The following is a 24,007-nucleotide window of genomic DNA, read 5'->3' as shown; positions in this document are numbered from 1 at the left end:
GCGGGCCGCTACGGGGCCTCCGGGACCGCGGCCTTCGCCTGGATGCCGGCGATCAGGACGTCGAGGGCCAGGCCGAAGTCCCCGTCGGGCACCCGCCGGGCCGTGGCCCCGCAGCCGTGCAGGAACTGAGAGACGGCCAGGTGGGCGCCGGTACGGCCGGCGTCCGCCAGCCCGGTGGCGTCCAGCAGCCGCTGCACGGCGGAGTCGAAGGCCCGGGCGTGCGGGCCGATGTTGGGGTAGGCGGCCGTCAGCGCCGCCACCCAGGGGTGGTCGGCCAGCAGGCGGCGGTAGCCGCAGGCCAGCAGCCGCAGCCGGCCGGGCCAGCCCTCGCGGCTGCGGTCCGCGGCCGCCCGGGCCGGTCCGGCCGGCGGCAGCGGGATCTCGCCCAGGGCCCGGTCCAGGGCCAGTTCGAGCAGGTCGTGCTTGGTGTCCACGTACCAGTAGAGGGACATCGCGGTGACGCCGAGCGCGGCCGCGAGGCGCCGCATCGAGAACCGGGCGAGCCCCTCGGCGTCGAGCAGCCGCACCGTGGCCTTGGTGATCCGCTCCCGGTCGAGTCCGAAGGCGCCCTCGCTGCGGCGTCTGGCGGGTGCGGCGGGCCCGGCGGCCAGCCACACGCTGGTCCGGGTGTTGTCGGGATCGGCCGCGGTCACCATGGAGGCACCCTCCTCGCACCAGGGGTCGGCCCGGAATGCCCGGTCCGCCCCCTTGATGCTAGAGGGTGCCTCTCGCGTTTCGGCAGGTTCAGGACGGTGCGGACGTGGCGCTCACGGGGGCGGTCAGGTCGTAGAAGGTGGCGCTGCCGACGGTCACCGTACGGAAGTTGGCCTTGACCCACGTCGCGATCTCGTTGCTGGTGTTGCCGCCCGGGCCGCGCATGCCCGGCCCTTCACCGCCGCCCGGACCCTGTTCGCCGCCGATGAAGTAGTGGATCTTCCCGGCCCGGACGTACTCCTGGAACCGCGCGAGCGTCGGCGAGGGGTCGCTGCCGTTGAAGCCGCCGATCGGCATCACCGGCTTGCCGGAGGCCAGTTGGTAGCCGGCCGCGTTCTGGGCGCCGATGGTGGCCGCGGCCCAGGTGTACCGGTCCGCGTCCTTGCGCAGGGCTGCCTTGGCCTCCGCACTCGCCTTCGTTCCGTTCAGCAGGCCGCCGGGGCCGCCGGCCTGGCCGCGCCGCCCGGAGGAGCCGGCCGTACCGGTCCGGCCGCCCGGGCCGCCGGGGAGCGCCTGGCCCGCCTGGCCGCGGCCGGGCCAGGCCGGCCGACCGCCCTGCTGCTGCCCCGCCCCGCCCTGCTGCGGTCCGCCCTGCGGAGCCCCCGGGAAGCCGCCCTGCGGGCCGCCCTGGGCGCGGCCTCGCGCACCGCCCGGGAAGCCGCCCTGCGGGTTCATGCCCGGCGGGAGTTCACCGCCGGCGAAGAAGCGTCCGCCGCCGCCCATCCGGCCACCGGAGACCGCCGGACCGGCCGTCACGATGGAGCCGACGCTCGCGGAGTTCACCGTGGTCAGGCAGTACGCCAGCGGTCCGGCCAGGGCGGCGCCCAGGCCCAGCGCCGCCGCGGCCAGCGTGAACCTGCCACCGAAGCGCCGGCCGAACCGGGCGCCGAGGAACAGCCCGGCCGCCGTGAGCAGCCCGGCCGCGAGCACGGTCCAGCGCAGCCACGGCAGGTATCCGGGGGAGCGCCCGAGCAGGACGTACGACCACCAGGCGGTCAGGGCGAGGGTGGCGGACAGGGTGAGCGCGGCGGACGTGCTGCCCCGCTCCTCCCACAGCACGGACACGCCCATGCCGACCAGTGCGGCCACGAACGGCGCCAGCGCCACCGTGTAGTACTCGTGGAAGATGCCCTGCATGTAGCTGAAGACGAGTGCGGTGATCAGCAGCGCGCCGCCCCACACCAGGAAGGCCGCGCGGGCCATGCCCTCCAGGGAGTCGGCGGCCCGGCGGGCCCGCCAGGTGACCACCAGGCCGGCGACCAGCAGGACCAGGGCGGCCGGGAGCAGCCAGGAGATCTGGCCGCCGACGTTCCCGGAGAACAGCCGGTCGATGCCGGTCTCGCCCCAGCCGCCGCCCCCGCCGCCGCCGTTGCCGCCGGGACGCCCGCCGACGCTGCCGACCTCGTTGCCGTTGATGCGCCCGAGGCCGTTGTAGCCGAGGGTCAGCTCCAGGAAGGAGTTGGTCTGCGAGCCGCCGATGTACGGGCGGGAGGAGGCGGGCCAGAGCTCCACGATCGCCACCCACCAGCCGCCGGCCACCACCGCCACGGCGCCGGCCAGCGCCAGCTGGCCCAGTCGGCGGCGCAGCCGGGTCGGCGCGAAGACGGCGTACACGAGGGCGAGCGGCGGCAGGATCACGAAGGCCTGGAGGGTCTTCGTCAGGAAGGCGAAGCCGATGGCGACACCCGCCCACACCAGCCACTTGGTGTGCGCGCCGTCGAGGGCGCGCAGCACGCAGTACACGGTGACGGTCATCAGCAGGGCCAGCAGCGCGTCCGGGTTGTTGAAGCGGAACATGAGCGCGGCGACCGGGGTGAGCGCGAAGGCGGCGCCGCTGATCAGGGCGGCGGCCGGACCGAAGTGGCGGCGCACGGCGGCGTACAGCACGGCCGTGGTGCCCACCCCCATCAGGGCCTGCGGGACCAGGATCTGCCAACTGCCGAGCCCGAAGAGCCGGACGGACAGCGCCATCGGCCACAGGGCGGCCGGCGGCTTGTCCACGGTGATGGAGTTCCCGGCGTCGGAGGAGCCGAAGAAGAAGGCCTTCCAGCTCTCGCTGCCGGCCTGGACGGCGGCCGAGTAGAAGGAGTTGGCGTAGCCGGAGGCGCTCAGGTTCCACAGCAGCAGGGCGGCGGTGGCCAGCAGGAGGACCGCGAGGGCGGGGCGTTCCCAGCGGGGCCGCGGTGCGGCCGCGGCGTCGGTGGCGCCGGTGCCGTCGGTGGCGCCCGTGGCGTCGTGGGCGGAGCCCGCCGCTCGGGAGGCGGGGTGCGGGGCGGGGGCCCGTTCGGGGAACGGGGAGTCCATGGGCGGTACGGCCGTGGTCATCGCATGTCGTCCTTGGTGAGCGGGGTGCGCCGTTCGGGGAAGACCCAGGCGCGGAAGAGCAGGAACCGCAGCACGGTCGCTGCGAGGTTGGCCGTGATCAGCACGGCCAGTTCGGTGCCGTGGGCGGGGGTCGGCGTGGCCGCGCCGAGGGCGGCGAGGGAGCCGCTGGTCAGGGCCAGTCCGACGGCGAACACGACGAGCCCTTGGGCCTGGTGGCGCACGGCCCGGTCGCGGCCGCGGACGCCGAAGGTGAGCCGGCGGTTGGCCGCGGTGTTCGCGACGGCCGAGACCAGCAGGGCGGCCGCGTTGGCGAGCTGGGGCCCGGCCCCGAGCCGGAACAGGGAGTACAGGGCGAGGTAGGCCAGGGTGGACAGCACGCCGATGGTGCAGAAGCCCAGGAGCTGGCGGGCCAGCCCCCGGGGCACCCCGGGCAGCGCGCTGCGGTCGCGCGGGTCGTCGCCGAAGGGTCGGGCGAGCCGGTCGAGCGGCAGCGCGCCGACGGCCAGGGCCCGGCCCACCCGCCAGACGCCCTTGAGGTCCTCCACCGCGGTCCGCCCGAGGTGGACGGTGGAGTCCGGGTCGTCGACCCAGTCGACCGGCACCTCGTGGATCCGCAGCCCGGCGCGCTCGGCGAGCACCAGCATCTCGGTGTCGAAGAACCAGCCGGTGTCCTCCACCAGCGGCAGCAGCCGCTCGGCGACCTCCCGCCGGATGGCCTTGAACCCGCACTGGGCGTCGCTGAAACGGGCGGAGAGCGAGGAGCGCAGCAGCAGGTTGTAGGCGCGGGAGATGAACTCCCGCTTCGTGCCGCGCACCACGCGCGAGGAGCGGGCCAGGCGGGTGCCGATGGCGAGGTCGGAGTGGCCGGAGATGAGCGGGGCCACCAGCGGCAGGACCGCGTTGAGGTCGGTGGACAGGTCGACGTCCATGTACGCGAGGACGGGCGCCTCGGAACGGGACCAGACGGTCCGCAGGGCGCGGCCGCGTCCCTTCTCCTCCAGCCGGGTGCTGCGTACGCCCTCGATGGCGGCGGCGAGGCCGGCCGCGACCTCGGGGGTCCGGTCGGTGCTCGCGTTGTCGGCGATGGTGATGCGGAAGGGGTACGGGAAGGTGCGGCTGAGGTGGTCGTGGAGCCGGCGTACGCACGGGCCCAGGTCCTTCTCCTCGTTGAAGACCGGGATCACCACGTCGAGTACGGGCTCGCCGGGCACGGGCGCGAGGTGCGCCCGTGCCGGGAGGGCTCCGGTGGAGGTGTCGGTTCGCATGGACCGAGCCTGGCCGGGCGGGCTGTCACCGCTGTGTGGTGAGGCTGTGTCCCGTCTGTGAGTCCGTGACCGTGGCCGTGACCGCGGTCCTGAGGGCGACCGCCACCGCGTCCGGAACCGGATCTGGGTACGGGTCCGGGTCCGGGTCCACCGTCTCGGGGGCGAGGGGGAGCAGGACGTCGAAGCAGGTGTCTCCCGGCGCGCTCTCCACGCCGACGTGTCCCCCGTGCGCGCCGACGACCGCCTCGACGATGGCGAGTCCGAGCCCGGTGGAGCCTGCGGCCCGGGAGCGGGAGGCGTCGCCGCGGGCGAACCGCTCGAAGACATGGGGGAGCAGGGCGGGCGGGATGCCGGGGCCGTCGTCGGTGATCGTCAGCCGGACCACGGATGTTTCACGTGAAACACGGGCCGTGACGGTGGTGCCGGGCGGGGTGTGGGTGCGGGCATTGGCGAGCAGGTTGACCAGCACCTGCTGGATCCGGGCCGCATCGGCGCGGACGGGGGCGGGCTCATCCGGGAGTTCGAGCCGCCAGTGGTGGCCGGGGCCGGCGACGCGGGCGTCGCTGACGGCGTCGACGACGAGCGGGGCCAGATCGGTGTCCACCAGGGACAGGGGGCGGCCGGCGTCGAGGCGGGCGAGCAGCAGCAGGTCCTCGACGAGGCCGGTCATCCGGGTCGCCTCGGACTCGATGCGGCCGAGGGCGTGCCGGGTGTCGGGGCCGGGCTCCTCCCGTCCGCGGCGGGTGAGTTCGGCGTACCCGCGGATGGAGGCGAGGGGGGTGCGCAGCTCGTGGCTGGCATCGGCGACGAACTGCCTCACCCGCATCTCGCTCTGCTGGCGGGCGGTGAGGGCGGAGGAGACGTGCCCGAGCATCCGGTTGAGAGCGGCACCGACCTGGCCGACCTCGGTGCGGGGATCGGCCTCGGCGTCCGGGACCCGCTCGTGCAGGACGGGCTCGCCGCTGTGCAGGGGCAGTTCGGAGACCCGGGTGGCGGTGGCCGCGACCCGGCGCAGCGGGCGCAGGGCGACACCGACCAGGGCCTGGCCGGCGAGGGAGGCCGCGATCAGCCCGGCCAGGGTGACGCAGACCTCGACGGCGATCAGCGTGCCCACGGTGGAGTCGACCTCGGTGAGCGGGTAGCCGAGCGCCACGAAGCCGTCCGGGGAGGCGGTGGCCCGGTACGCGCCGAGCCCGGGCAGCTCCACGTCCACGGGCGCGGGCCGGCCCCGGCCGGCCGAGGCGCGTTGGGCGACCTTCTCCAGGGCGTGGGACTGGGCGGGGGTGAGCGGCCGGCGGGTCTCGAAGCCGGGACCGCCGATGGCGGCGAGGCGGGCGCCCTCGGTCGCGCCGTCCGGCTCCGACCGGATGCCCGCCGCGCCCAGCGGGGTGCCCGGGGCGCTGACGAACCACAGGCCGTCGCGCCCGCTCTTCCCCGGTGTGAGGCTGCGGGGCGTCGCCATGTCGACGGCCACGCGGAGCTGCTGGTCGAGCTTGGCGACCAGGTACGAGCGCAGTGCCAGGGTGGTGACGGCGCCGATCGCGGTGCCCACGACGGCGATCAGCGAGACCGCGGAGACGACGAGCCGGGCCCGCAGGGACCACGGGCGGCCCCGCCGCTGCAGCAGGCGGCGGCGCCCCCGGGTCCGGGGGCGGCGGGGGCGGAGGGCGTCGCGCAGGCGGGAGAACCGCGGCGGGCGCAGGGCTGCTACGGCCACTACGGCCTCTACTCTGCCGGCTTGATCAGGTAGCCGGCGCCGCGCCGGGTGTGGATCATCGACGGCAGGCCGGGGCCGCTCTCCAGCTTCCGCCGCAGGTAGGAGATGTACAGCTCGACCACGTTGGCCTGGCCGCCGAAGTCGTACGACCACACCCGGTCCAGGATCTGCGCCTTGCTCAGCACGCGCCGCGGGTTGCGCATCAGGTAGCGCAGCAGCTCGAACTCGGTGGCGGTCAGGTGGATCTCCCGGCCGGCCCGGGACACCTCGTGGCTGTCCTCGTCGAGCCGGAGGTCGCCGACGGCCAGGACGGAGCCGCCGCGGGCGGCCTGCGCCGCGCCGGAGCGGCGGACCAGGCCGCGCAGCCGGGCGACGACCTCCTCCAGGCTGAACGGCTTGGTGACGTAGTCGTCGCCGCCGGCCGTCAGGCCCGCGATGCGGTCCTCGACGGAGTCCCTGGCGGTCAGGAACAGGACGGGGATCTGCGGGATCTCGCGGCGCAGCCGTCCGAGGACGGCGAGGCCGTCCATGTCGGGGAGCATGACGTCGAGGACCACCACGTCGGGGCGGAACTCCCGGGCGGCGCGGACCGCGCCGGCCCCGTCGCCCGCGCTGCGCACCTCGCAGCCCTCGTAGCGCAGGGCCATGGACAGCAGCTCGGACAGCGGGGCCTCGTCGTCGACGACGAGCACGCGGCAGGGCCCGCCGTCGGGCCGGACCAGGGCGGCGGGGGTTGCGGTGGACGTGGACGCATGGGAGGTGGTCGTCGCAGTCATGCGACCACGCTGGCGGCCGCCTCTGAGAGCGTTCTTGTGCCTGTCTGTGAATTTCCTGAGAAACGGCCGCCGGGACTTCCCGGAGCCCGGCTCAGTCCAGCCCGAACAGGCGGGCGCCGTTGTCGTGGCAGACCGCCCGCAGCCAGCCGTCGCCGAGGCCGAGCCGTTCCAGGGCGGCGAGCTGGTGATCGTACGGGTAGGGGATGTTCGGGAAGTCCGTGCCCAGCAGGATCCGGTCGCCGAGGTCGGCGAGCCGCCCGAGCTCGGCTTCCGGGAAGGTGCTGAACTGCTCGGCGAAGTCGGTGAAGGCCATGGTGGTGTCCAGGTGCACCCGCTCGTACCGTTCGGCGAGGTCGAGGAAGTCGGCGTACTCGGGCATGCCCATGTGCGCGACGACCAGCGCCAGCCGGGGATAACGGGCCAGCAGGGCGGCGACCGGCCCGGGCCCGGTGTGCTTGCCCGGGACGGGCCCGGACCCGCAGTGGATCACGATCGGGATGCCGGCCTCCGCGAGCAGCCCCCAGACCGGCTCGAGCGCCTCGTCGTTCGGGTCGTAGGCGCCGACCTGGAGGTGGGCCTTGAAGACCCGCGCCCCCGCCTCGACGGCCCGGCGGACATAGGCCCCCGCGGACTCCTCGGGGAAGAAGGTCGCGGTGTGCAGGCAGTCCGGGGTCCGGGCGGCGAAGTCCGCGGCCCACGAGTTGAGCCAGGCGGCCATCTGCGGCTTGTGCGGGTAGAGCATCGAGGTGAAGGCCCGCACCCCGAACTCCCGCAGCAGGGCGACCCGCTGCTCCTCCTCGTGCCGGTAGGTGATGGGCCAGGGGACGCCGGTGAGCGGGCCGACGGAGTCGAAGTGGTCCCACACCTTGGCCAGGACCCGCTCGGGCATGAAGTGCGTGTGGACGTCGACCAGTCCGGGCAGGGCGAGCCGTTCCCGGAAGGCGCGGACCGCGTCAGCCGTTGCGGTCAAAGCCGTGACTCCGCTCCACGGTGCCGACGTGCAGGCTGTAGCTCTCGTACCAGTCGGCGCGGCCCTGCTTCATGGCGGCCTGGTGCTCCAGGTCCTGCCGCCACAGGGCGAGGGAGTCGTGGTCGCGGAAGTAGGCGACGGTGATCCCGAGGCCGCCGGGGGTGCGGGCGGACTCGTAGCCGAGGAAGCCGGGGTTGGCGGCGACGATCTCCTGCATGCGGGCGAGGGTCTCCGGATACCCGCTGTCGTCGGCGGTGCGGACGGAGGTGAACACCGCCATGACGTACGGCGGTTCGAAGGCGGGAACGGGCTTGGCGGACTTGATGGTCATGGCCACCAATCTCTGCGCCGGCCTGCGGAATGTCCACGGAAAAGCGGCCCGCGAGCCCAAAGGGATCCAAGTTTTGACCTTGGAGGCGCCGGCAGCGGCGTGGACGCGGCCGCCCGCTCAGAAGAGGCCGTCCTGCCCGCCGGCGGTGTCGGGCGGCACAGCCGGGGCGGTCGCCGCATCGGTCGTCCGGCCGGCGGCCGGGGCGACGAGCTCCCAGCCGGCCAGCAGGCGGGTGTCGACCACGAGACCGTCGGCGAGGTGCAGATCGGGCCCCGCCGCGCCCGCGAGCCGGCCGACGACGGCCGCGCCGGGGGCCATGGCCGTGACCACCCGGGCGGGCTCGGGCAGGGCGTCCAGCGCGAACGCGGCGGCATGGTCGACGACTTCGACCGCCAGCGGCTCCAGCGACTGCGGCCACCCCGGCAGGGCGGCGGCCCGCCCGTGCAGCTCGGCGACCTCCCGGGCCCGGTCCGCCGAGGCGGGCAGCAGGCCCCGTACCGCGCGCTTGCGGGCGTACGGGATCCGGTCGGGCACCCCGAGGGCGGCGCGCAGCAGCTCCTCGGTGCGGCGGGCCGCCATCAACGGGCCGCGGCCGAGCCAGGCCCAGGCCACCGCGCCCTGCTCCAGGAGCCGGACGGGGCCGCGCTCCTCGGCGGTGATGCCGACCTTGACCAGGCCGGGCCCGAACCAGGCCAGGTAGACCCGGTAGGTCCGCGGGTCGCCGGCGTGGGTGTCGGCGGCCACGGAGAACGAGCGGTCGAGGCGGGCGCACTCCGGGCACTGGGCGTTCCCGCTGCGGGCGGGCACGGCGGCGGCCGTGGGGCACGGCGTCCGCTTCCCGGCCCGGCGGACGCCGAGGCAGCGCCGCTCGCCCCGGGCGGCGAAGGCGAGGGACTGTCCGTACGCGAGCGGGCTGGTCCGCTCCCCGCGCCCCTCGGCCCACCACCCGACGGCCGGGCCGCCGCCGCTCCACCGGATGCCGGTGCACCGCCAGGTCACAGCGGCAGCGGCCGCTCGAAGAAGGTCTCCAGCACGACCGTCGCATGCGTCCCGCTGACGCCGTCGATCGCGTACAGGCGGCGCAGGACGTCCTGGAGCCGCTCGGTCGTGGACGTGCGCACCTTGACCAGGACCGAGGCGCTGCCCGCGATGACGTGCGCCTCCTGGATCTCCGGGATCGCCTCGAAGGCGGCGGCCGAGTCCCCCATCCAGGCGTTGGCGTCGACCATCACGTAGGCCAGCACCCCGCTGCCGACGGCGGCCGGGTCCACGTCGACCGTGGTCCGCCGGATCACCCCGCGCTCGCGCAGCTTGCGTACGCGCTCGTGCGTCGCGCCGGCGGAGAGCCCGACGGCGGCGCCGAGGGCGGCGTACGACTGGCCCGCGTCCTGCTGCAGGCGCAGAACGAGCGCCCGGTCGATGTCGTCCACGCGGTCTCCCTCCACGGCAATGCCTTGCGCAGACAGTACATGATCCTGCAATCTCAGCCCTGCGCCGAACAGAATTCGGTGCAACGCCTACAAGGGGGAACTGTGTCTTCCATAGCGGACCCGAATCTGTACGAGATCCTGGACGAACGCTTCCGCACCGGCCGCTGCGCCAACGGCGACGCCCGCCTGGAACGGCTCCACGACGACTGCCGCTGGGCGGAGGGCCCCCTGTACCTGCCGGCCTGGCGGCAGCTCGTGTGGAGCGACATCCCCAACGACCGGATGCTGCGCTGGGACGAGGCGACCGGCGCGGTCTCCGTCTTCCGCTCCCCGGCCGGACACCCCAACGGCAACACCCTGGACCGCGAGGGCCGCCTGATCACCTGCGAGCAGGGCAACCGCCGCATCACCCGCACCGAGCCCGACGGCACCCTGACCGTCATCGCGGACCGCTTCGAGGGCAAGCGGCTCAACAGCCCGAACGACGCCGTGGTCCGCTCGGACGGCTCGATCTGGTTCTCCGACCCGGACTTCGGCATCACCAGCGACTACGAGGGCCGGCGCGCCCCCTCCGAGATCGGTGCCTGCAACCTCTACCGCGCCGACCCCCAAACGGGCGCGGTGCGGCGCGTCGCGGACGGCTTCCTCGGTCCGAACGGCGTGGTCTTCTCCCCCGACGAGACCGAGCTGTACGCGGCGGACACCCGGGCGGGCCACATCCGCGCCTTCAAGGTCGGGGACGACGGCACCCTGAGCGACGACCGGATCTTCACGGCCTGCCCCTCGGTGGACAACATCCGCTTCGACGACGAGGGCCGGCTCTGGGCGGCGGCCATGGCGGACGGCGTCCACTGCTACGACCGGGACGGCACCCTGATCGGCCGCATCCGCGTCCCCGAACCCGTCTCGAACATCACCTTCGGCGGCCCGAAGAACAACCGCCTCTTCATCACCGCCACCACATCGCTCTACTCACTGGTGCTGTCGGTGACGGGCCTCCCGCGCGTCCGCTGAAACCCCGCGCAACGCAAGAGGCCCCCCGGCGAACCGGGGGGCCTCTTCGGCTGTGCACTCGGCAGGATTCGAACCTGCAACCTTCTGATCCGTAGTCAGATGCTCTATCCGTTAAGCTACGAGTGCTTGGGCTTCCCGGGGTTTTTCGCCCCGTTGGCCTTGCGAGAACAACAATACATGGACCTTGCCGGGACGCGAAATCCATTAGCCAGACCGGCTCTGACCTGCGAAAACACCCCGGATCATGATCGTCCGGGCGCTCGGCCCGACGGCGGGTCTCCGCCAAGGGGCGGCAGCAGAAGTCGACAAGAGGTGGCGGCACGAGGCCGGCAGCGGTCGCAGACGCCCGGCGCGCGTCGGCAGCGGCCGGCGGACATCGGCAGCGGCCGGCGGGCGTCGGCAGGAGTCCGCGGAGAGGTGCGCAGATGTGCGCGGACGCAGCGAAGCCCCGGTCCGTGGGACCGGGGCTTCGTGAACTGCGGAGGCGGAGGGATTTGAACCCTCGATGGGGGGTAAGCCCCAAACCGCATTAGCAGTGCGGCGCCATAGACCGGACTAGGCGACGCCTCCAGCACACCCCCGCGTACGAAGGTGCGTGCAGATGATGACACAGCCGCGGGGCCGGTCACCAATCCGCTCCCACGGTACTAGGACAGCTGGCCACAGGGCAAAGCCTTAATCACTCCCGGCACACGGGTCGGGCGGAGCCGTCACGCGGGCACGCGAATGTCGTTGGTCCCGGCGTACGACGTACGGACGACCTGGAGTGCCCCCATGCTGCGACTCGCCGCCTTCGCCGTCACCTCAGCCCTGGCCGCCACGGCTGCGGGTCCCCTGCCCCCGCTCCCGCTCGGCCGGCTGCTGGGCGGGCCCGACCACCTCACCGTCGCCGTGTCCAGGGCCCCCAACCCCCTGGCCAACGGGACGTACGTGCTGGAGTGCAATCCGGTCGGCGGGGACCACCCCGAGCGCGAGGCGGCGTGCGCCCGCCTCGACCGCCTGGAGCGGGACGCCGAGGACCCGTTCGCACCCACGGACGAACGCCGGATGTGCAGCCTGCAGAACGGCGGCCCGGCCGTCGCGCGCGTCACCGGAACCTGGCGGGGACAGAAGGTGGACGCCACGTTCCGGCGAACCAACGGATGCGAGATCGCCCGCTGGAACAAGTTGGAACCTGTGCTTCCGCCCGGACGGTCCTGACCTGGGCGGATGCGGCCGGCGCCCGGCCTCCCGGCAACATCGGCCACCTCAGGCCGGGGACGTGCCCTTAGACTCCTCCCGTGACATGCCGGTAGTCGTGGTCAGGGAGGAAGCTCGTCGTGAGCAGCAGGCCATCCCGAGGCGCTGCTCGCCTCGCAGCAATACTCGACGCGCTCCCGGACGCGCTGCTCCTCGTCAACGCCAACGGCACGGTCGTCAACGCGAATTCGATCGCGCTCGAGGCCATGGAGAGCCCCGGCACCGGACTCGTCGGCCGCGGCGTGCTCGACCTCTTCCCCGAGTTCGACTCCAAGCTGATCCCCGGCTCGATGCGCCGGCCCGGCGACGACGACGGCGGCCGGGCCAAGCCCAAGCGGATGGTCGCGCGCCGCACCGACGGCAGCGAGTTCCCCGTCGAGGTCACCCACGCGCACCTCGACGGCCGCGACGCCTACCGCGAGCCGCAGCCCGCGTACACCGGGGACGAGCTGCTCATGCTCGTCGTACGGGACCTGTCCGAGACCGTGGACACCGAGGCCGAGCTCGCCCGCTCGCAGCGGCAGACCGAGATGATCCTGCGCGCCGCCGCCGAAGGCGTCGTGGGCACGGACACCGACGGGCGGGTCGTCCTCGTCAACCCCGCGGCCGCCCAGATCCTCGGCTACCGCGCCACCGACCTCGGAAACCGCGAGCTGCACGCCCTGATCCAGCATTCGCGCGCCGACGGCTCCCCGTTCCCCTTCGAGGAGTCCCCGCTCGCCGACACGCTGCGCAGCGGCCGCAAGCACCGGGTGCGCGGGCAGGTCCTGTGGAACAAGGCCGGCCAGCCGGTCTCCGTCGACCTGACCACCTCCCCGGTGCGCGACGGGGACATGCTCGTCGGCGCCGTCATGACCTTCACCGACCGGCGGCCCTTCGACGCCCTGGCCGCCCGCCACGCCCAGCTGGTGGCGGTCCTCGGCGATTCGCTGCGCGGCCCGTTGGAGGAACTGCGCGGCGAGCTGGCCACCCTCGCAGCCGACGACGGCGGCCAGCTGTGGCCCGAGGCGAACCAGCTGCTGCACCACCTGGCCGCCGGGTACGCCCGGATGACCACGCTGGTGGACAACGTGCTCGGCTTCCAGCGCCTCGACGCGGGCAGCGAGAAGCTGAAGAAGAAGAACGTCCTGATGGACGGCGTGGTCAAGGCGGGTGTCGACGGCGCCGTCGACCTGATCGGCCCGGGCCGCGCCCAGTTCGCGGTGCACGCACCGACCATCGAGGCCGAGGTGGACGCGGAGCGGGTCGCGACCGCGCTCGCGCACCTCGTCGCGGACGTCGCCGGGGTCGACGCCACCGGCAAGACCCCGCAGGGCAGCGGGTACTCCGACTCCACCATCGTGGTCGCCGCCGCCCAGCGCGGCGAGGTCGTACGGATCGAGGTGCGCGGCCCGTACGAGGGCGGCAACCCGGTCCACGAGCCGATCGTGCGGGGCATCGTCACCGCGCACGGGGGCGTCCTGCAGACCGTCGAGGTCCCGGGCGCGCCCGGCGGCGCGTACGTGCTGGAGCTGCCGCTCGGCACGGGCGCGGGGACGGTGACCCTGCCCGAGCCCGAACCGGAACCCGAACCGGAGCCCGAGCCCGCTCAGCAGCCGCGGCCCGGGCAGCCCGGCGCCGAGGCCGGAGCCACGAAGGGCCCGGGGCGGCGCGGCCGGCGCGGTGTGGATGCGTTCCTGGAGGACTCGTCGGACGAGGCGGCTCCGGCCGGCGCGGCCCAGGGCGGCGGCGCGCTGGCGCTGCCGTCCGGACGGCGGCGGGCCGGCGAGGCCGTACCGGCGGAGGCGGCCGGAGCGGGCCCCGCACTCGCGCAGTCGCCGGTGAACCCGGCCGGCCTGGGCACCGGCCGCCGCCGGGGCAGGGACGGCGACGGCAGCGGCGACGGCAACGGCGGGCCCGGTCGGCCCGTGCCTCCGCAGGGCACCGCCATGCCCGCGCTCCCCCCCGTTCCTTCCGTACCCCCCGTCCCGGTGGCCGAGCACCCGGCCGCGCGGCGGCGCGCTCTGGGCCAGGCGGGCCCGGTGCGGCCCGGCGGCCCCGTGCCCGCAACCGGCCTCGGCCCGGCCCCGGCCGGCGGCCCCGGCCCGGTGCCGCCGCGGCCCGTCGCCCCGGAGGGCGGCTTCGCCCTGCCCGCCGGCCCGACCCCGGCGCCCGCCGCCGCCCAGGGCCCGGCCGCGCCCGGAGCCCCGGCCCCCGTTCCGGCCGGCGGCCCCGTCCCCGTTGCCGCTGCCGGACCCGTCCCTGCTGCCGGACCCGTCCCCGCTGTCGGACCTGTCCCTGCTGCCGGACCTGTGCCCGCTGCGGGACCCGTCCCGGCCGCCGGACCGGTTCCTGCTCCGGGTGCCGCGCAGGCCCCCGTCCCGGCCGAGGGCGAGCCACCCGCCGGGCGCCGGGCGCGCCGTGCGCTGGGTACGCCGGGCACCGAACCCGCGGCCGCCGCCGCGCCGCCCGCCGCGGCTGCGGAGGAGTCAGCGGTCCCGACCGGGCGGCGCCGGGCGCTGCCCGCCACCCCGGCCTGGCCGGTTCCGGCGGCCCGGACCGCCCCCGAGGACGACGGCGCCACGGGGCAGGTCGCCCTGCCCGGGGCCCGGCAGCCGCAGGACGCCCAGGCGGAGCCCGGCCGGCCGATCAGCGTGCGCGCCCTCGGCACCCTCGGCCAGGGCATCTCCGTCGATCCCGCGGCCGCCGACCCCGCCGCCGGAGCCGGTGCGGGGGCGGCAGGCGGGTCCGGCCGCCGCCGGCGCCTCGCCGAGCCCGCACCGCAGGGCCGGACCTTCGCGATAGGAGCCCCGGAGGCGGGCGCCGCCGAGGGCCCTGAGCCGCTGGACGGGCCGGGAGGCGCCGTCGAGGTGGTCAGTCGGCCCGTGCCGCCGCCCGTGGACGACGAACTGCCGCCGGAGCCGCTGGACAACCCGCGCCGGCTCCTGGTGTGGCCCGCCCCCGACGTGCAGACGCAGCAGGCGCTCAGCGACCGCGGCTACCGCCCGGTGGTCGTGCACTCCCGCGAGGAGGTGGACGCGCAGATCGCCGCGTTCCCCGCCGCCCTGTTCGTGGACCCGCTGACCGGGCCGATCACCCGGACCGCCCTGCAGTCCCTGCGGACCGCCGCGGTGGCCGCGGAGGTGCCCGTGCTGGTCACCGCCGGGCTGGGCCATGCCTCGCGCGAGGCGGCGTACGGCGCCGATCCGGCCGTGCTCCTCAAGGCGCTCGCGCCGCGCGACAGCGAGCAGCACCCCTCCCGGGTGCTGCTCATCGAGGAGCGCGACGAGATCGCGATCGCACTGACGGCCGCGCTGGAGCGGCGCGGCCTGCAGGTGGCCCGCGCGGGCGCCGACACCGATGCGGTGGAGCTGGCCTCCCGGATGCGGCCCAACCTGGTGGTCATGGACCTGATGCAGGTCCGTCGCCGACGGGCCGGGATCGTGGACTGGCTGCGCGCCCACGGGCAGCTGAACCGCACCCCGCTGGTCGTCTACACGGCCACCGGCATCGAGGCGGAGGCGCTGCCCCGGCTCGCCTCCGGCGAGAGCGTGCTGTTCCTTGCCGAGCGGGCCACCACGGCGGACGTCCAGGGCCGCATCGTGGACCTGCTGGCCAAGATCGGCGCCAACTAGCCATCCTGGCCCGATGGCCATCGCCGACACGTCCGAGCACACCGTCCCCGCCGACAGCGGGGAGGTGAGCCTGCTCATCGCCCGGCAGGTGGAACCGGGCTACGAGGAGGCGTTCGAGACGTGGGCGCGCGGGATCCTGGAGACCGCCGCGACCTTCCCGGACCACCTCGGGTACGGGCTGTTCCGCCCGGCGGCTCCGGGGGCGCCCTGGTTCCTGGTGCACCGCTTCCGCAACCAGGCCGCGTTCGAGCGGTGGCAGGACTCCCCGGAGCGGGCCGCGTTCTTCGCGCACTGCGAGGGCCACCACCACACGGAGATAGCCCGGCGCGAACTGCACGGCATGGAGACCTGGTTCGCCAAGCCGGGCACGACCCGGCCCGCGCCGCCGCGGTGGAAGATGGCGATCAGCTCGGGGCTGGCCATCTTCCCGATCTCGCTGCTCGGCAACGCGGTGCTCGGGCCGTACCTGGTGGACGTGCACTTCGTGGTGCGGACGGCCGCCTTCGCGGCCGTCTTCAGCACCCTGATGACCTACGTGGCCATGCCCGCCGTCAGCAGGCTGCTGCGGCCATGGCTCACGCGGGGCTGACGCCTACGCCGACGCCCCGACAGGGCCTCAGTCGAGGCGGGTCACGTCGAGCTCTCCTTCGGCGTACTGCCTGCGGATCACCTTCTTGTCGAACTTGCCGACGCTGGTCTTCGGGACGGACTCGATGAACGTCCAGCGCTCGGGCAGCTGCCACTTGGCGATGGACTGGGAGAGGAACGTCCGCAGTCCCGCGTGGTCCACTGTGGCGCCCTCCTTGAGGACGACGGTGGCCAGGGGGCGCTCGCCCCACTTCTCGTCCGGGACGGCGACGACCGCGGCCTCGGCGACCTCGGGGTGCGCCATGAGCGCGTTCTCCAGCTCCACGCTGGAGATCCACTCGCCGCCGGACTTGATGACGTCCTTGGCCCGGTCGGTCAGCGTGAGGAACCCGTCGGGGCTGATCACACCGACGTCACCGGTCCTGAGCCAGCCGTCGGGGCTGAACTTGTCCTCGGGGCGCAGCGGTTCGCCGGACGCGCCGCCGTAGTAGGCGCCCGCGATCCAGGTGCCGCGCACCTCCAGCTCGCCGGCCGACTCCCCGTCCCAGGGCAGAATGTCGCCGCCGGGGCCGACGAGGCGGGGCTCTACGCCCGCCGGGAAGCGGCCCTGGGTGATCCGGTACGGCCACTCCTCCTCGGCGCTCAGGCCGGCCGGCGGGTGCGCCATGGTGCCCAGCGGGGAGGTCTCGGTCATGCCCCAGGCGTGGCAGACGCGGACGCCGAGCTTGTCGTACGCCTCCATCAGGGAGGGCGGGCAGGCCGCGCCGCCGATGGTGACCTGCCGCATGGAGGACAGGTCGCGCGGGCGGGCGGTGACCTCGGCGAGCAGGCCCTGCCAGATGGTCGGGACGGCCGCGGCGTGCGTCGGCTTCTCCTGCTCGATCATCTCCGCGAGGGGGGCGGGCTGGAGGAACCGGTCGGGCATCAGCATGTTGATGCCGGTCATGAAGGTGGCGTGCGGCAGCCCCCAGGCGTTGACGTGGAACTGCGGGACGACGACGAGGGTCGTGTCCTTGTCCGTCAGGCCCATCGACTCGGTCATGTTGACCTGCATGGAGTGCAGGTAGATCGAGCGGTGCGAGTAGACGACGCCCTTCGGATCACCGGTGGTGCCGGATGTGTAGCACATGGCCGCGGCCTGGCGCTCGTCCAACTCCGGCCAGTCGTAGGCGTCCGAACGGCCCTCGAGGAGCTCCTCGTACTCGTGGACGGCCACGCCGAGCCCGTCGAGGACCGAGCGGTCGCCGATGCCGGTGACGACCACGTGCTCGACGGTCGGCAGGTGCGGCAGGAGCGGCGCGAGCAGCGGCAGCAGGGTCCCGTTGACCAGCACGACCCGGTCGGCGGCGTGGTTGACGATGAAGACCAGCTGCTCGGGAGGCAGCCTCAGGTTGAGCGTGTGCAGGACCGCGCCCATGGAGGGGATCGCGAAGTACGCCTCGACGTGCTCCGCGTTGTTCCACATCAGGGTGGCGACCCGCTCGTCCTGCCGGACACCGAGCTCGTCACGCAGCGCGTGCGCGAGGCGCGCGGCGCGGGCGCCGATCTCGGCGAAGCTGCGGCGGTGCGGCTCCGCCTCCCCCGTCCACGTCGTGACCTGGGAACTCCCGTGGATCGTCGTCCCGTGCCGGAGGATCCGGCTGACGAGGAGCGGTACGTCCTGCATGGTGCTCAGCAAAGCGTCCTCCCGGTGGGCGCTGCGGCGCTGCGGCGGCTTGGAATGCTGCCGATTCTGCGCACGTACCGGTCGGCATGTCACTACCCGGAGGTACAAACGCGGCGGGGAATCGCTGTGGGGGAACTCGACCTGGCACCGGGCACAGGCCGGGTGTGCCCGAACCGGGCATCGTGCACAAGCCGGGCCAGGAGCCTGCACCGATGTTTCACGTGAAACGGGCTGTTTCACGTGAAACCGCGAGGTCGGCCGCTCAGCGGACCGGGGTGAGCTCCGGGTCCTCGCGGAGCTTGACCAGGGCGCGGGAGACGGCGCTCTTGACCGTGCCGATCGAGACCCCGAGGAGCTCGGCGGTCTGCGCCTCGGTCAGGTCCTCGTAGTAGCGCAGGACGACCATGGCGCGCTGGCGGTCGGGGAGCCGGGTCACCGCGCGCCACATCGCGTCGCGCAGGGCCTGCGCCTCGGCCGGGTCGGTGCCCGGCGGCTCCTCGGTCTCCGGGAGCTCGTCGCAGGCGAACTCCTCGACCTTGCGCTTGCGCCACTGGGAGGTGCGGGTGTTGACCAGGGCCCGGCGGACGTACCCGTCCAGGGCCCGGTGGTCCTCGATGCGGTCCCAGGCGGCGTACGTCTTGGCCAGCGCCGTCTGCAGCAGGTCCTCGGCGTCGCACGGGTTGGCGGTGAGGGAGCGGGCGGTGCGCAGCAGAGTCGTGCCGCGGGTCCGGACGTACGCCGAGAACGACGGGTACGGCGTCGGTTGCGAGGCGAGCGTGCACACGGGCGTGGTCATGGCTCCACGCTAGGAGCGCGGGGCCCGCGGGGGATCGGCCGCAAGTGCCGAAGCGGGGTCCGTCTCAGGTTGTAGGGGTGGGGGCCGCCCCACCTCCTGAAGGTGGAGGAGGCGGGGCGGGCCCGGGGGCGGCCTCAGCCGTCGGCTCCGAGGACGAGTCCCGAGGTCGGCACTCCCGTCCCCGCCGTGACCAGGGCGTGGGCTGCGCCGCGGACCTGGTTGACGGAGGTGCCGCGCAGCTGGCGGACGGCCTCGGCGATGCCGTTCATGCCGTGCAGGTACGCCTCCCCGAGCTGGCCGCCGTGCGTGTTGAGCGGCAGGGCGCCGGCGGCCACGAAGTCGGCAGCCTCGCCCGGCTTGCAGAAGCCGAACTCCTCCAGCTGCATCAGCACGAACGGCGTGAAGTGGTCGTAGAGGATGCCGACGTCGATGTCCGAGGGCCGCAGTCCGCTGGTCCGCCACAGCTGCCGGGCGACCACGTCCATCTCGGGCAGCCCGGTGAGGTCGTCGCGGTAGAAGGAGGTCATGGCCTCCTGGCGGCGGCCCGCGCCCTGTGCGGCGGCCGTGATCACCGCGGGTGCGTGCCGCAGGTCGCGGGCCCGCTCGGTGCTGGTGACGACGAGCGCCTGGCCGCCATCGGTCTCCTGGCAGCAGTCCAGCAGCCGCAGCGGTTCGACGATCCAGCGGGAGGCGGCGTGGTCGGCGAGGGTGATGGGCTTGCCGTGGAACCAGGCGGCGGGGTTGTTCGCCGCGTGCCGGCGGGCGGTGACCGCGACGTGGCCGAACGCCTCGGGGGTGAGGTGGTGGGTGTACAGGTAGCGCTGGGCGGCCATGGCCACCCAGGAGGCCGGGGTGAGCAGGCCCCACGGCAGCGACCAGCCGAGGGCCGCCCCTTCGGCCGAGGGTTCGCGCTGCTGGACGCCGGAGCCGAAGCGGCGGCCGGAGCGCTCGTTGAAGGCCCGGTAGCAGACCACGACCTCCGCGATCCCGGTGGCGACGGCGAGGGCGGCCTGCTGGACGGTGGCGCACGCCGCGCCGCCGCCGTAGTGGATGCGGGAGAAGAAGGAGAGGTCCCCGATGCCGGCGGCCTGGGCCACCGTGATCTCGGGGCTGGTGTCCATGGTGAAGGTGACCATGCCGTCGACGTCGGCGGGCGTGAGGCCGGCGTCGTCAAGGGCGGCGTGCACGGCCTCGACGGCGAGCCGCAGCTCGCTGCGGCCGGAGTCCTTGGAGAACTCGGTCGCGCCGATGCCGGCGATGGCGGCGCGCCCGCCGAGCATGTCGCGGGCCCGTACGCTCATGCCGCACCTCTCGTGGGCTCCGCAGCGGCCGCCGGGACGGTGACCCTGACGGTTCCGGTGACGTGGTGGCCGATGCCGTTGGCACCGACGACGCGGATCTCGGCGGTGTCCCCGTCGAGGGCCGTGACGGTCCCGGTGAGGGTCATCGTGTCGCCGGGGTAGTTCGGGGCGCCCAGCCGGATGGACACGGCGCGCAGCACGGCGTGCGGGCCGAGGTGGTCGGTGACGTACCGGCCCACCAGGCCGTTGGTGGTCAGGATGTTCATGAAGATGTCCGGAGAGCCCTTCTCGCGTGCGAGGAGGGTGTCGTGGTGCACGTCCTGGTAGTCGCGGGAGGCGATCGCACCCGCGACGATCAGTGTGCGGGTGATCGGGATCTCCAGCGGCGGCAGCGCGTCGCCGACGTTCATGCGTCGTCCCCCTCGGATATGAGTGCGCCCAGTTCGGCGAGGAGTTCGCTGCCGCAGCCGAGGTGGGCGTCCAGCTGGCGTCCCCACAGGAAGTGCCGGTGCACGGGATGGTCCAGGTCGGCGCCCATGCCGCCGTGCAGGTGCTGGCCCGCGTGGACGACCCGCTTGCCCGCCTCCGAGGCCCACCACGCCGCGGTCAGGGCGTGCTCGCGCGCCGGGAGCCCCTCGTCGATGCGCCAGGCCGCCTCGTACGCGGTGACCCGGATCGCCTCCGTGTCCATGTACGCATCGGCCGCGCGCAGCATGACCCCCTGGTTCGTGGAGAGCGGCCGGCCGAACTGCTCACGGGTGGAGGTGTAGGCGGCGGCCCGGGCCACGGACCCGGCACAGACCCCCGCCTGGAGCCCGGCGAAGGCGGTACGGGCCGCGGTCAGGACCTCGTCGTACGCCCGCGGGCCGCCCAGGCGCTCGCCCTCGGCCCCGGTCAGGGTCAGGCGCCCCGCGGACCAGGGGGCGGTGGTCTCCACGGCGGCCGTCACCACGCCGGGCGCATCGGTCCGTACGAGCCACAGGGCCCGGTCGGCATCCGGGACCAGCACGTGGGTGGCGTCGCGCAGCCAGGGCACGGCGGGGGCGGTGCCGGTGAGCCGGCCGTCGGCGCGGGCGCTGATCCGGCCGCGGTCGGGGAAGGCCCCGGTGGCGACCGCCTCGCCGCTGCCGAGGGCGGGCAGCAGGCGGGCCCGCTGGTCGGCGGTGCCGTGCGCGGCGACGGGGAGGACTCCGTACGCGCAGGTGGCGGCGTAGGGGACCTGGGCGGTGGTGCGGCCCTGCTCCTCCAGCAGCAGGACCAGGCCGAGCTGGCCGACGTCCTCGACCGCGGCGATCAGGCCGGAGCCGGAGAGGGCCTTCCACAGCTCGGCGTCGCTGCCGGTGCCGGCCGCGGCGAGGCGCTCGTGGGTGGCGAGGTCGCCGAAGATGCGGGCGGCGAGTGCCGCCGCGGCGGCCTGCTCCTCGGTGGGACGGAAGTCCATCAGCTCTCGCTCCCTCGGAAGACCGGCAGTTCCAGCTCCTGGTCGACCCGGAGGAACTCCAGCCGGACGGGCAGCCCGATGCGCACCCGGTCGTGGGGGACGCCGGTGATGTTGGTGACCATGCGGACCCCCTCGGCGAGTTCGACGAGGGCGACGGCGTAGGGAGGGTCGAAGGCCGGGAACGGAGGATGGTGCATGACGACGTGGCTGAAGACGGTGCCCTCGCCGCAGGCCTCGACGGTGTCCCAGTCGAGGGAGGCGCAGGCGTTGCAGCCGGGCAGCCAGGGGAAGCGGAGGGTCGAGCAGGCGGTGCAGCGCTGGATCAGCAGCTTGTGGTCGCGCACGCCGTCCCAGAAGCCCTGGTTGTCGCGGTTGACGACGGGGCGGGGTCGGCGGGGTGCGGGCTGCGGCTGCGGTTCCGGCTGCGCCGCCGGCTGCGGACTCCGCTGCGGGGCGGGCTGCGGCCGCTCGGGGCGGGCGGCCGGCGCGTACTTGAGGATGCGGAAGCGGTGGGTGCCGGCGGGCTCGCCCCCGGCGCGGACGTCCATGCGGGTGGTCACGAAGTGGCCCGTGCCCAGCTTGGTCGTCTTGCGCGGCGACACCGACTCGATGACGGCGTCGAAGGTGATCTCGTCGCCGGGGCGGAGCGGCCGCAGGTACTCCTGCTCGCAGTCGGTGGCGACCACGGAGGTGCAGCCGGCGCCGTCGAGGAGGGCGAGGAGTTCGTCGTACGCGGAGGAGCGGTCGCCGTGGCCCGACAGCCCGCCCATCGTCCAGGCCTGGAGCATGGTGGCCGGGGCGACGGCGTCCGGGCCGGTGTAGGCGGGGTTGGTGTCGCCCATGGCCTCGCACCAGTGGCGGATCATCGGCCCGTTGACCGGGTCCTTGCCCCGGCCGCCGGTCGCGGCGGGCCGGCCCTCGAAGGCCCTGAGGAGCTCGTGGAAGCGGGCTGCCTCCTCCCCGGCCCCGTCCGCAGTGCCGGACGCGGTGGCGGTCATCGCTTCCGTCCCTTCATGCCGAGCCGCATCATGGCGACGATCTCCCGCTGGACCTCGCTGACCCCGCCGCCGAAGGTGTTGATCTGGGCGGCCCGGTTCATCCGCTCCAGCTCGCCGCCCGCGAAGGCCCCGGGTCCCGGGCCCCGTACGAGGGCCTCCTCGCCCACCACCTCCTGGCAGATCCGGTACACCTCGACGGCGGACTCGGTGCCGAGGAACTTCACGCCGCTGGCGTCGCCGGGGGCCAGGGTGCCGGCGCCCACGTCCTGGACCAGGCGCCAGTTGAGGAGGCGTACGGCGGCCAGCCGGGCGTGCGCCTCGGCGAGCCGGGACTGCACCCAGGGGCGGTCGGCGGGGCGTTCGCCGGTGGCCGGGTCGGGGGTGCGGGCGTGGCGCAGGGCGGCCGCGTGGAAGTCCTCGGCCTGCATGCCGATGGCGGCGAGCGCGACGCGCTCGTGGTTGAGCTGGTTGGTGATCAGGCCCCAGCCGCCGTGCTCGGGACCGACGAGGTTCGCTGCGGGCACCCGGATCGCGTCGTAGTAGGTGGCCGTGGTCGTCAGGCCGCCGACCGTCTCGATCGGGGTCCACGAGAACCCGGGCGCGTCGGTGGGGACGAGGATGATCGAGATGCCCCGGTGCTTGGGGGCCGCGGGGTCGGTGCGGCAGGCGAGCCAGATCCAGTCCGCGTTCTGGGCGTTGGAGGTGAAGACCTTCTGCCCGTCGATCAGCCAGTCGGCTCCGTCGCGTACGGCCCGGGTGCGCAGGGCGGCCAGGTCGGTACCGGCGCCGGGCTCGGAGTAGCCGATCGCGAAGACGATCTCGCCGCTGAGGATGCGGGGCAGGAACCACTCCTTCTGCTCCTGGGTCCCGTACTTCATCAGCGTCGGGCCGACGGTGTTGAGGGTGACCATGGAGACGGGGGCGCCGGCCCGGTAGGCCTCGTCGAAGAACACGAACTGCTCCTCGGCCCCGCGGCCCCGACCGCCGTACTCGGCGGGCCAGCCGAGGCCGAGCAGACCGTCGGCCCCCATGCGGCGCAGGAGCGCGCGCTGGGCTGCCGGGTCCTCGGGGACGCCGTCCGCGAGGAGGTCGTGGAAGTACGCGCGCAGTTCGGCGCGGAGCCGCAACTGGCCTTCGGTCGGGGCGAGGTGCACGGTGCTGGCCTCCCGGCGTCGCGTCGCATCGGCGAGTGGATCTGACTGTCCGTCAGATCTACTGCGGGTGTCAAGGCGTAGGCCGGGAGCCGCTCACGGCGGCGGGAGTCCGACGCGGACGCTGCCAGGCGGGGCCGCACACACGGCGAGGGCGCCCGCGCTGCCGGACCCCAGCCGGTCCGGTCGCACGGGCGCCCTCAGCGCTCAGAGCTGGTGCTGTTGCTGCTCTTGTCACCACTGCCGCTGCCACTGCCGCCACCGCGCAGCGAGCGGAGCACCCGCAGCACCTACCACCACGGGTGGAAGTTGAGCGCGACGTTCCCCTGGTTGATCGCTGTCAGGGCGGAGCCGTTGACCTGCGCGGCGTTGTTCTGGTTCGACGCACCGGAGCCGGTGGCGACCTGTTGGGAAGTGGACGAGTTGCCGAGGTTGTTCCCGCCCACGCCGCTGCCGACGATGCCGGCGACGCTCGCATTCGATCCGTCGTTCGCGAAGGAGCCGTTGTCGGCCGAGGCCACTCCGCCGAAGAGCGCGGCGGCGAGGGGGAGGGCGGCGACTGCGGCGAGGACGCGGGCGGTACGGATGATTGCCATGTTCGTGGATCCTCCAGGAAACCGACGTGGGGGTGCTTGCAAGGCAGTTGGCCGACCGCCTCGGCGTTTTCTGTG

At 74.2% G+C, this 24,007-nt stretch carries 21 protein-coding genes and 2 tRNA genes; 4 read left to right on the top strand and 19 right to left on the bottom strand.

Features of this window, described 5'->3' with window-relative positions:
- Nucleotides 1-8: 8 nt before the first annotated feature.
- The 9 genes from AB0F11_RS10070 to AB0F11_RS10030 form a co-directional block, all read right to left on the bottom strand.
- Nucleotides 9-656, bottom strand: coding sequence for a TetR/AcrR family transcriptional regulator (locus AB0F11_RS10070; protein WP_362170305.1), 648 nt, complete (start codon nucleotides 654-656; stop codon nucleotides 9-11).
- Between the two features lie 88 nt (nucleotides 657-744).
- Nucleotides 745-3,039 carry a glycosyltransferase family 39 protein gene (locus AB0F11_RS10065; RefSeq protein WP_362170303.1) on the bottom strand — a complete coding sequence of 765 codons (2,295 nt, stop codon included), beginning with the start codon at nucleotides 3,037-3,039 and terminating at the stop codon, nucleotides 745-747.
- Entirely contained in the window at nucleotides 3,036-4,304 is a 1,269-nt protein-coding gene (locus tag AB0F11_RS10060; protein WP_362170301.1) for a bifunctional glycosyltransferase family 2/GtrA family protein, read from the bottom strand. The genes AB0F11_RS10065 and AB0F11_RS10060 overlap by 4 nt, the downstream gene beginning before the upstream one ends.
- A 25-nt stretch (nucleotides 4,305-4,329) precedes the next feature.
- Nucleotides 4,330-5,931 carry a HAMP domain-containing sensor histidine kinase gene (locus AB0F11_RS10055; protein WP_362170458.1) on the bottom strand — a complete coding sequence of 534 codons (1,602 nt, stop codon included), beginning with the start codon at nucleotides 5,929-5,931 and terminating at the stop codon, nucleotides 4,330-4,332.
- Nucleotides 5,932-6,029: 98 nt separating this feature from the next.
- On the bottom strand, nucleotides 6,030-6,797 hold the full coding sequence (locus AB0F11_RS10050) for a response regulator transcription factor (RefSeq protein ID WP_361903565.1): 768 nt from the start codon (nucleotides 6,795-6,797) through the stop codon (nucleotides 6,030-6,032).
- 91 nt (nucleotides 6,798-6,888) lie between these two features.
- Complete coding sequence (locus AB0F11_RS10045; protein WP_362170299.1) at nucleotides 6,889-7,767, bottom strand: amidohydrolase family protein; 879 nt, start codon at nucleotides 7,765-7,767, stop codon at nucleotides 6,889-6,891.
- The gene (locus AB0F11_RS10040) at nucleotides 7,751-8,098 is read right to left on the bottom strand and encodes an antibiotic biosynthesis monooxygenase (protein WP_362170297.1); all 348 of its coding nucleotides are present in this window, start codon (nucleotides 8,096-8,098) and stop codon (nucleotides 7,751-7,753) included. The genes AB0F11_RS10045 and AB0F11_RS10040 overlap by 17 nt, the downstream gene beginning before the upstream one ends.
- Before the next feature lie 117 nt (nucleotides 8,099-8,215).
- Nucleotides 8,216-9,097: a DUF2797 domain-containing protein gene (locus AB0F11_RS10035; protein WP_362170295.1), complete on the bottom strand. Its 882-nt coding sequence runs from the start codon at nucleotides 9,095-9,097 to the stop codon at nucleotides 8,216-8,218.
- Nucleotides 9,094-9,528, bottom strand: a complete 435-nt coding sequence (locus AB0F11_RS10030; protein WP_362170293.1) for an Lrp/AsnC family transcriptional regulator — start codon at nucleotides 9,526-9,528, stop codon at nucleotides 9,094-9,096. Before AB0F11_RS10030 ends, AB0F11_RS10035 begins: the two co-directional genes overlap by 4 nt.
- A 102-nt stretch (nucleotides 9,529-9,630) precedes the next feature.
- Between AB0F11_RS10030 and AB0F11_RS10025 the strand changes: the two genes are divergently transcribed.
- Nucleotides 9,631-10,542 (top strand): SMP-30/gluconolactonase/LRE family protein, encoded by a 912-nt coding sequence (locus AB0F11_RS10025; protein ID WP_362170291.1) that lies wholly within the window; start codon nucleotides 9,631-9,633, stop codon nucleotides 10,540-10,542.
- Nucleotides 10,543-10,595: 53 nt separating this feature from the next.
- Here AB0F11_RS10025 and AB0F11_RS10020 read toward each other — a convergent pair.
- Nucleotides 10,596-10,668: transfer RNA gene (locus tag AB0F11_RS10020), tRNA-Arg, on the bottom strand.
- 353 nt (nucleotides 10,669-11,021) lie between these two features.
- Nucleotides 11,022-11,112, bottom strand: a tRNA-Ser gene (locus AB0F11_RS10015).
- Nucleotides 11,113-11,316: 204 nt separating this feature from the next.
- Here AB0F11_RS10015 and AB0F11_RS10010 point away from each other — a divergent pair.
- The 3 genes from AB0F11_RS10010 to AB0F11_RS10000 all read left to right on the top strand — a co-directional run bounded on the left by AB0F11_RS10010 (nucleotide 11,317) and on the right by AB0F11_RS10000 (nucleotide 15,984).
- Complete coding sequence (locus AB0F11_RS10010) at nucleotides 11,317-11,742, top strand: SSI family serine proteinase inhibitor (RefSeq protein WP_362170289.1); 426 nt, start codon at nucleotides 11,317-11,319, stop codon at nucleotides 11,740-11,742.
- 119 nt (nucleotides 11,743-11,861) lie between these two features.
- A complete protein-coding gene (locus tag AB0F11_RS10005) occupies nucleotides 11,862-15,395 on the top strand; it encodes a PAS domain-containing protein (RefSeq protein WP_362170287.1) in 3,534 nt (1,177 codons plus the stop codon).
- A 13-nt stretch (nucleotides 15,396-15,408) separates the two neighbouring features.
- Nucleotides 15,409-15,984, top strand: a complete 576-nt coding sequence (locus tag AB0F11_RS10000; protein WP_362170285.1) for an antibiotic biosynthesis monooxygenase — start codon at nucleotides 15,409-15,411, stop codon at nucleotides 15,982-15,984.
- A gap of 27 nt (nucleotides 15,985-16,011) precedes the next feature.
- On the opposite strand, the gene AB0F11_RS09995 is transcribed toward AB0F11_RS10000, so the two are convergent.
- The 8 genes from AB0F11_RS09995 to AB0F11_RS09960 all read right to left on the bottom strand — a co-directional run bounded on the left by AB0F11_RS09995 (nucleotide 16,012) and on the right by AB0F11_RS09960 (nucleotide 23,932).
- A complete protein-coding gene (locus AB0F11_RS09995; RefSeq protein ID WP_362170283.1) occupies nucleotides 16,012-17,661 on the bottom strand; it encodes a long-chain fatty acid--CoA ligase in 1,650 nt (549 codons plus the stop codon).
- A gap of 250 nt (nucleotides 17,662-17,911) precedes the next feature.
- Nucleotides 17,912-18,445: a SigE family RNA polymerase sigma factor gene (locus AB0F11_RS09990; RefSeq protein ID WP_361903595.1), complete on the bottom strand. Its 534-nt coding sequence runs from the start codon at nucleotides 18,443-18,445 to the stop codon at nucleotides 17,912-17,914.
- Between the two features lie 134 nt (nucleotides 18,446-18,579).
- A complete protein-coding gene (locus AB0F11_RS09985; protein WP_362170281.1) occupies nucleotides 18,580-19,746 on the bottom strand; it encodes a lipid-transfer protein in 1,167 nt (388 codons plus the stop codon).
- A complete protein-coding gene (locus AB0F11_RS09980; protein ID WP_362170279.1) occupies nucleotides 19,743-20,156 on the bottom strand; it encodes a MaoC family dehydratase in 414 nt (137 codons plus the stop codon). The genes AB0F11_RS09985 and AB0F11_RS09980 overlap by 4 nt, the downstream gene beginning before the upstream one ends.
- The gene (locus AB0F11_RS09975) at nucleotides 20,153-21,187 is read right to left on the bottom strand and encodes an acyl-CoA dehydrogenase family protein (protein WP_362170277.1); all 1,035 of its coding nucleotides are present in this window, start codon (nucleotides 21,185-21,187) and stop codon (nucleotides 20,153-20,155) included. Before AB0F11_RS09975 ends, AB0F11_RS09980 begins: the two co-directional genes overlap by 4 nt.
- Entirely contained in the window at nucleotides 21,187-22,185 is a 999-nt protein-coding gene (locus tag AB0F11_RS09970) for an OB-fold domain-containing protein (RefSeq protein ID WP_362170275.1), read from the bottom strand. Before AB0F11_RS09970 ends, AB0F11_RS09975 begins: the two co-directional genes overlap by 1 nt.
- Nucleotides 22,182-23,339, bottom strand: coding sequence for an acyl-CoA dehydrogenase family protein (locus AB0F11_RS09965; protein ID WP_362170273.1), 1,158 nt, complete (start codon nucleotides 23,337-23,339; stop codon nucleotides 22,182-22,184). The genes AB0F11_RS09970 and AB0F11_RS09965 overlap by 4 nt, the downstream gene beginning before the upstream one ends.
- Nucleotides 23,340-23,626: 287 nt before the next feature.
- Complete coding sequence (locus tag AB0F11_RS09960) at nucleotides 23,627-23,932, bottom strand: hypothetical protein (protein WP_362170271.1); 306 nt, start codon at nucleotides 23,930-23,932, stop codon at nucleotides 23,627-23,629.
- Nucleotides 23,933-24,007: the final 75 nt, after the last annotated feature.

Source organism: Streptomyces sp. NPDC032472 (assembly GCF_040636955.1).
Lineage (GTDB): Bacteria > Actinomycetota > Actinomycetes > Streptomycetales > Streptomycetaceae > Streptomyces.
Note: the sequence above shows the minus strand (reverse complement) of the source record. Positions and strands in the feature narration are given on the sequence as shown.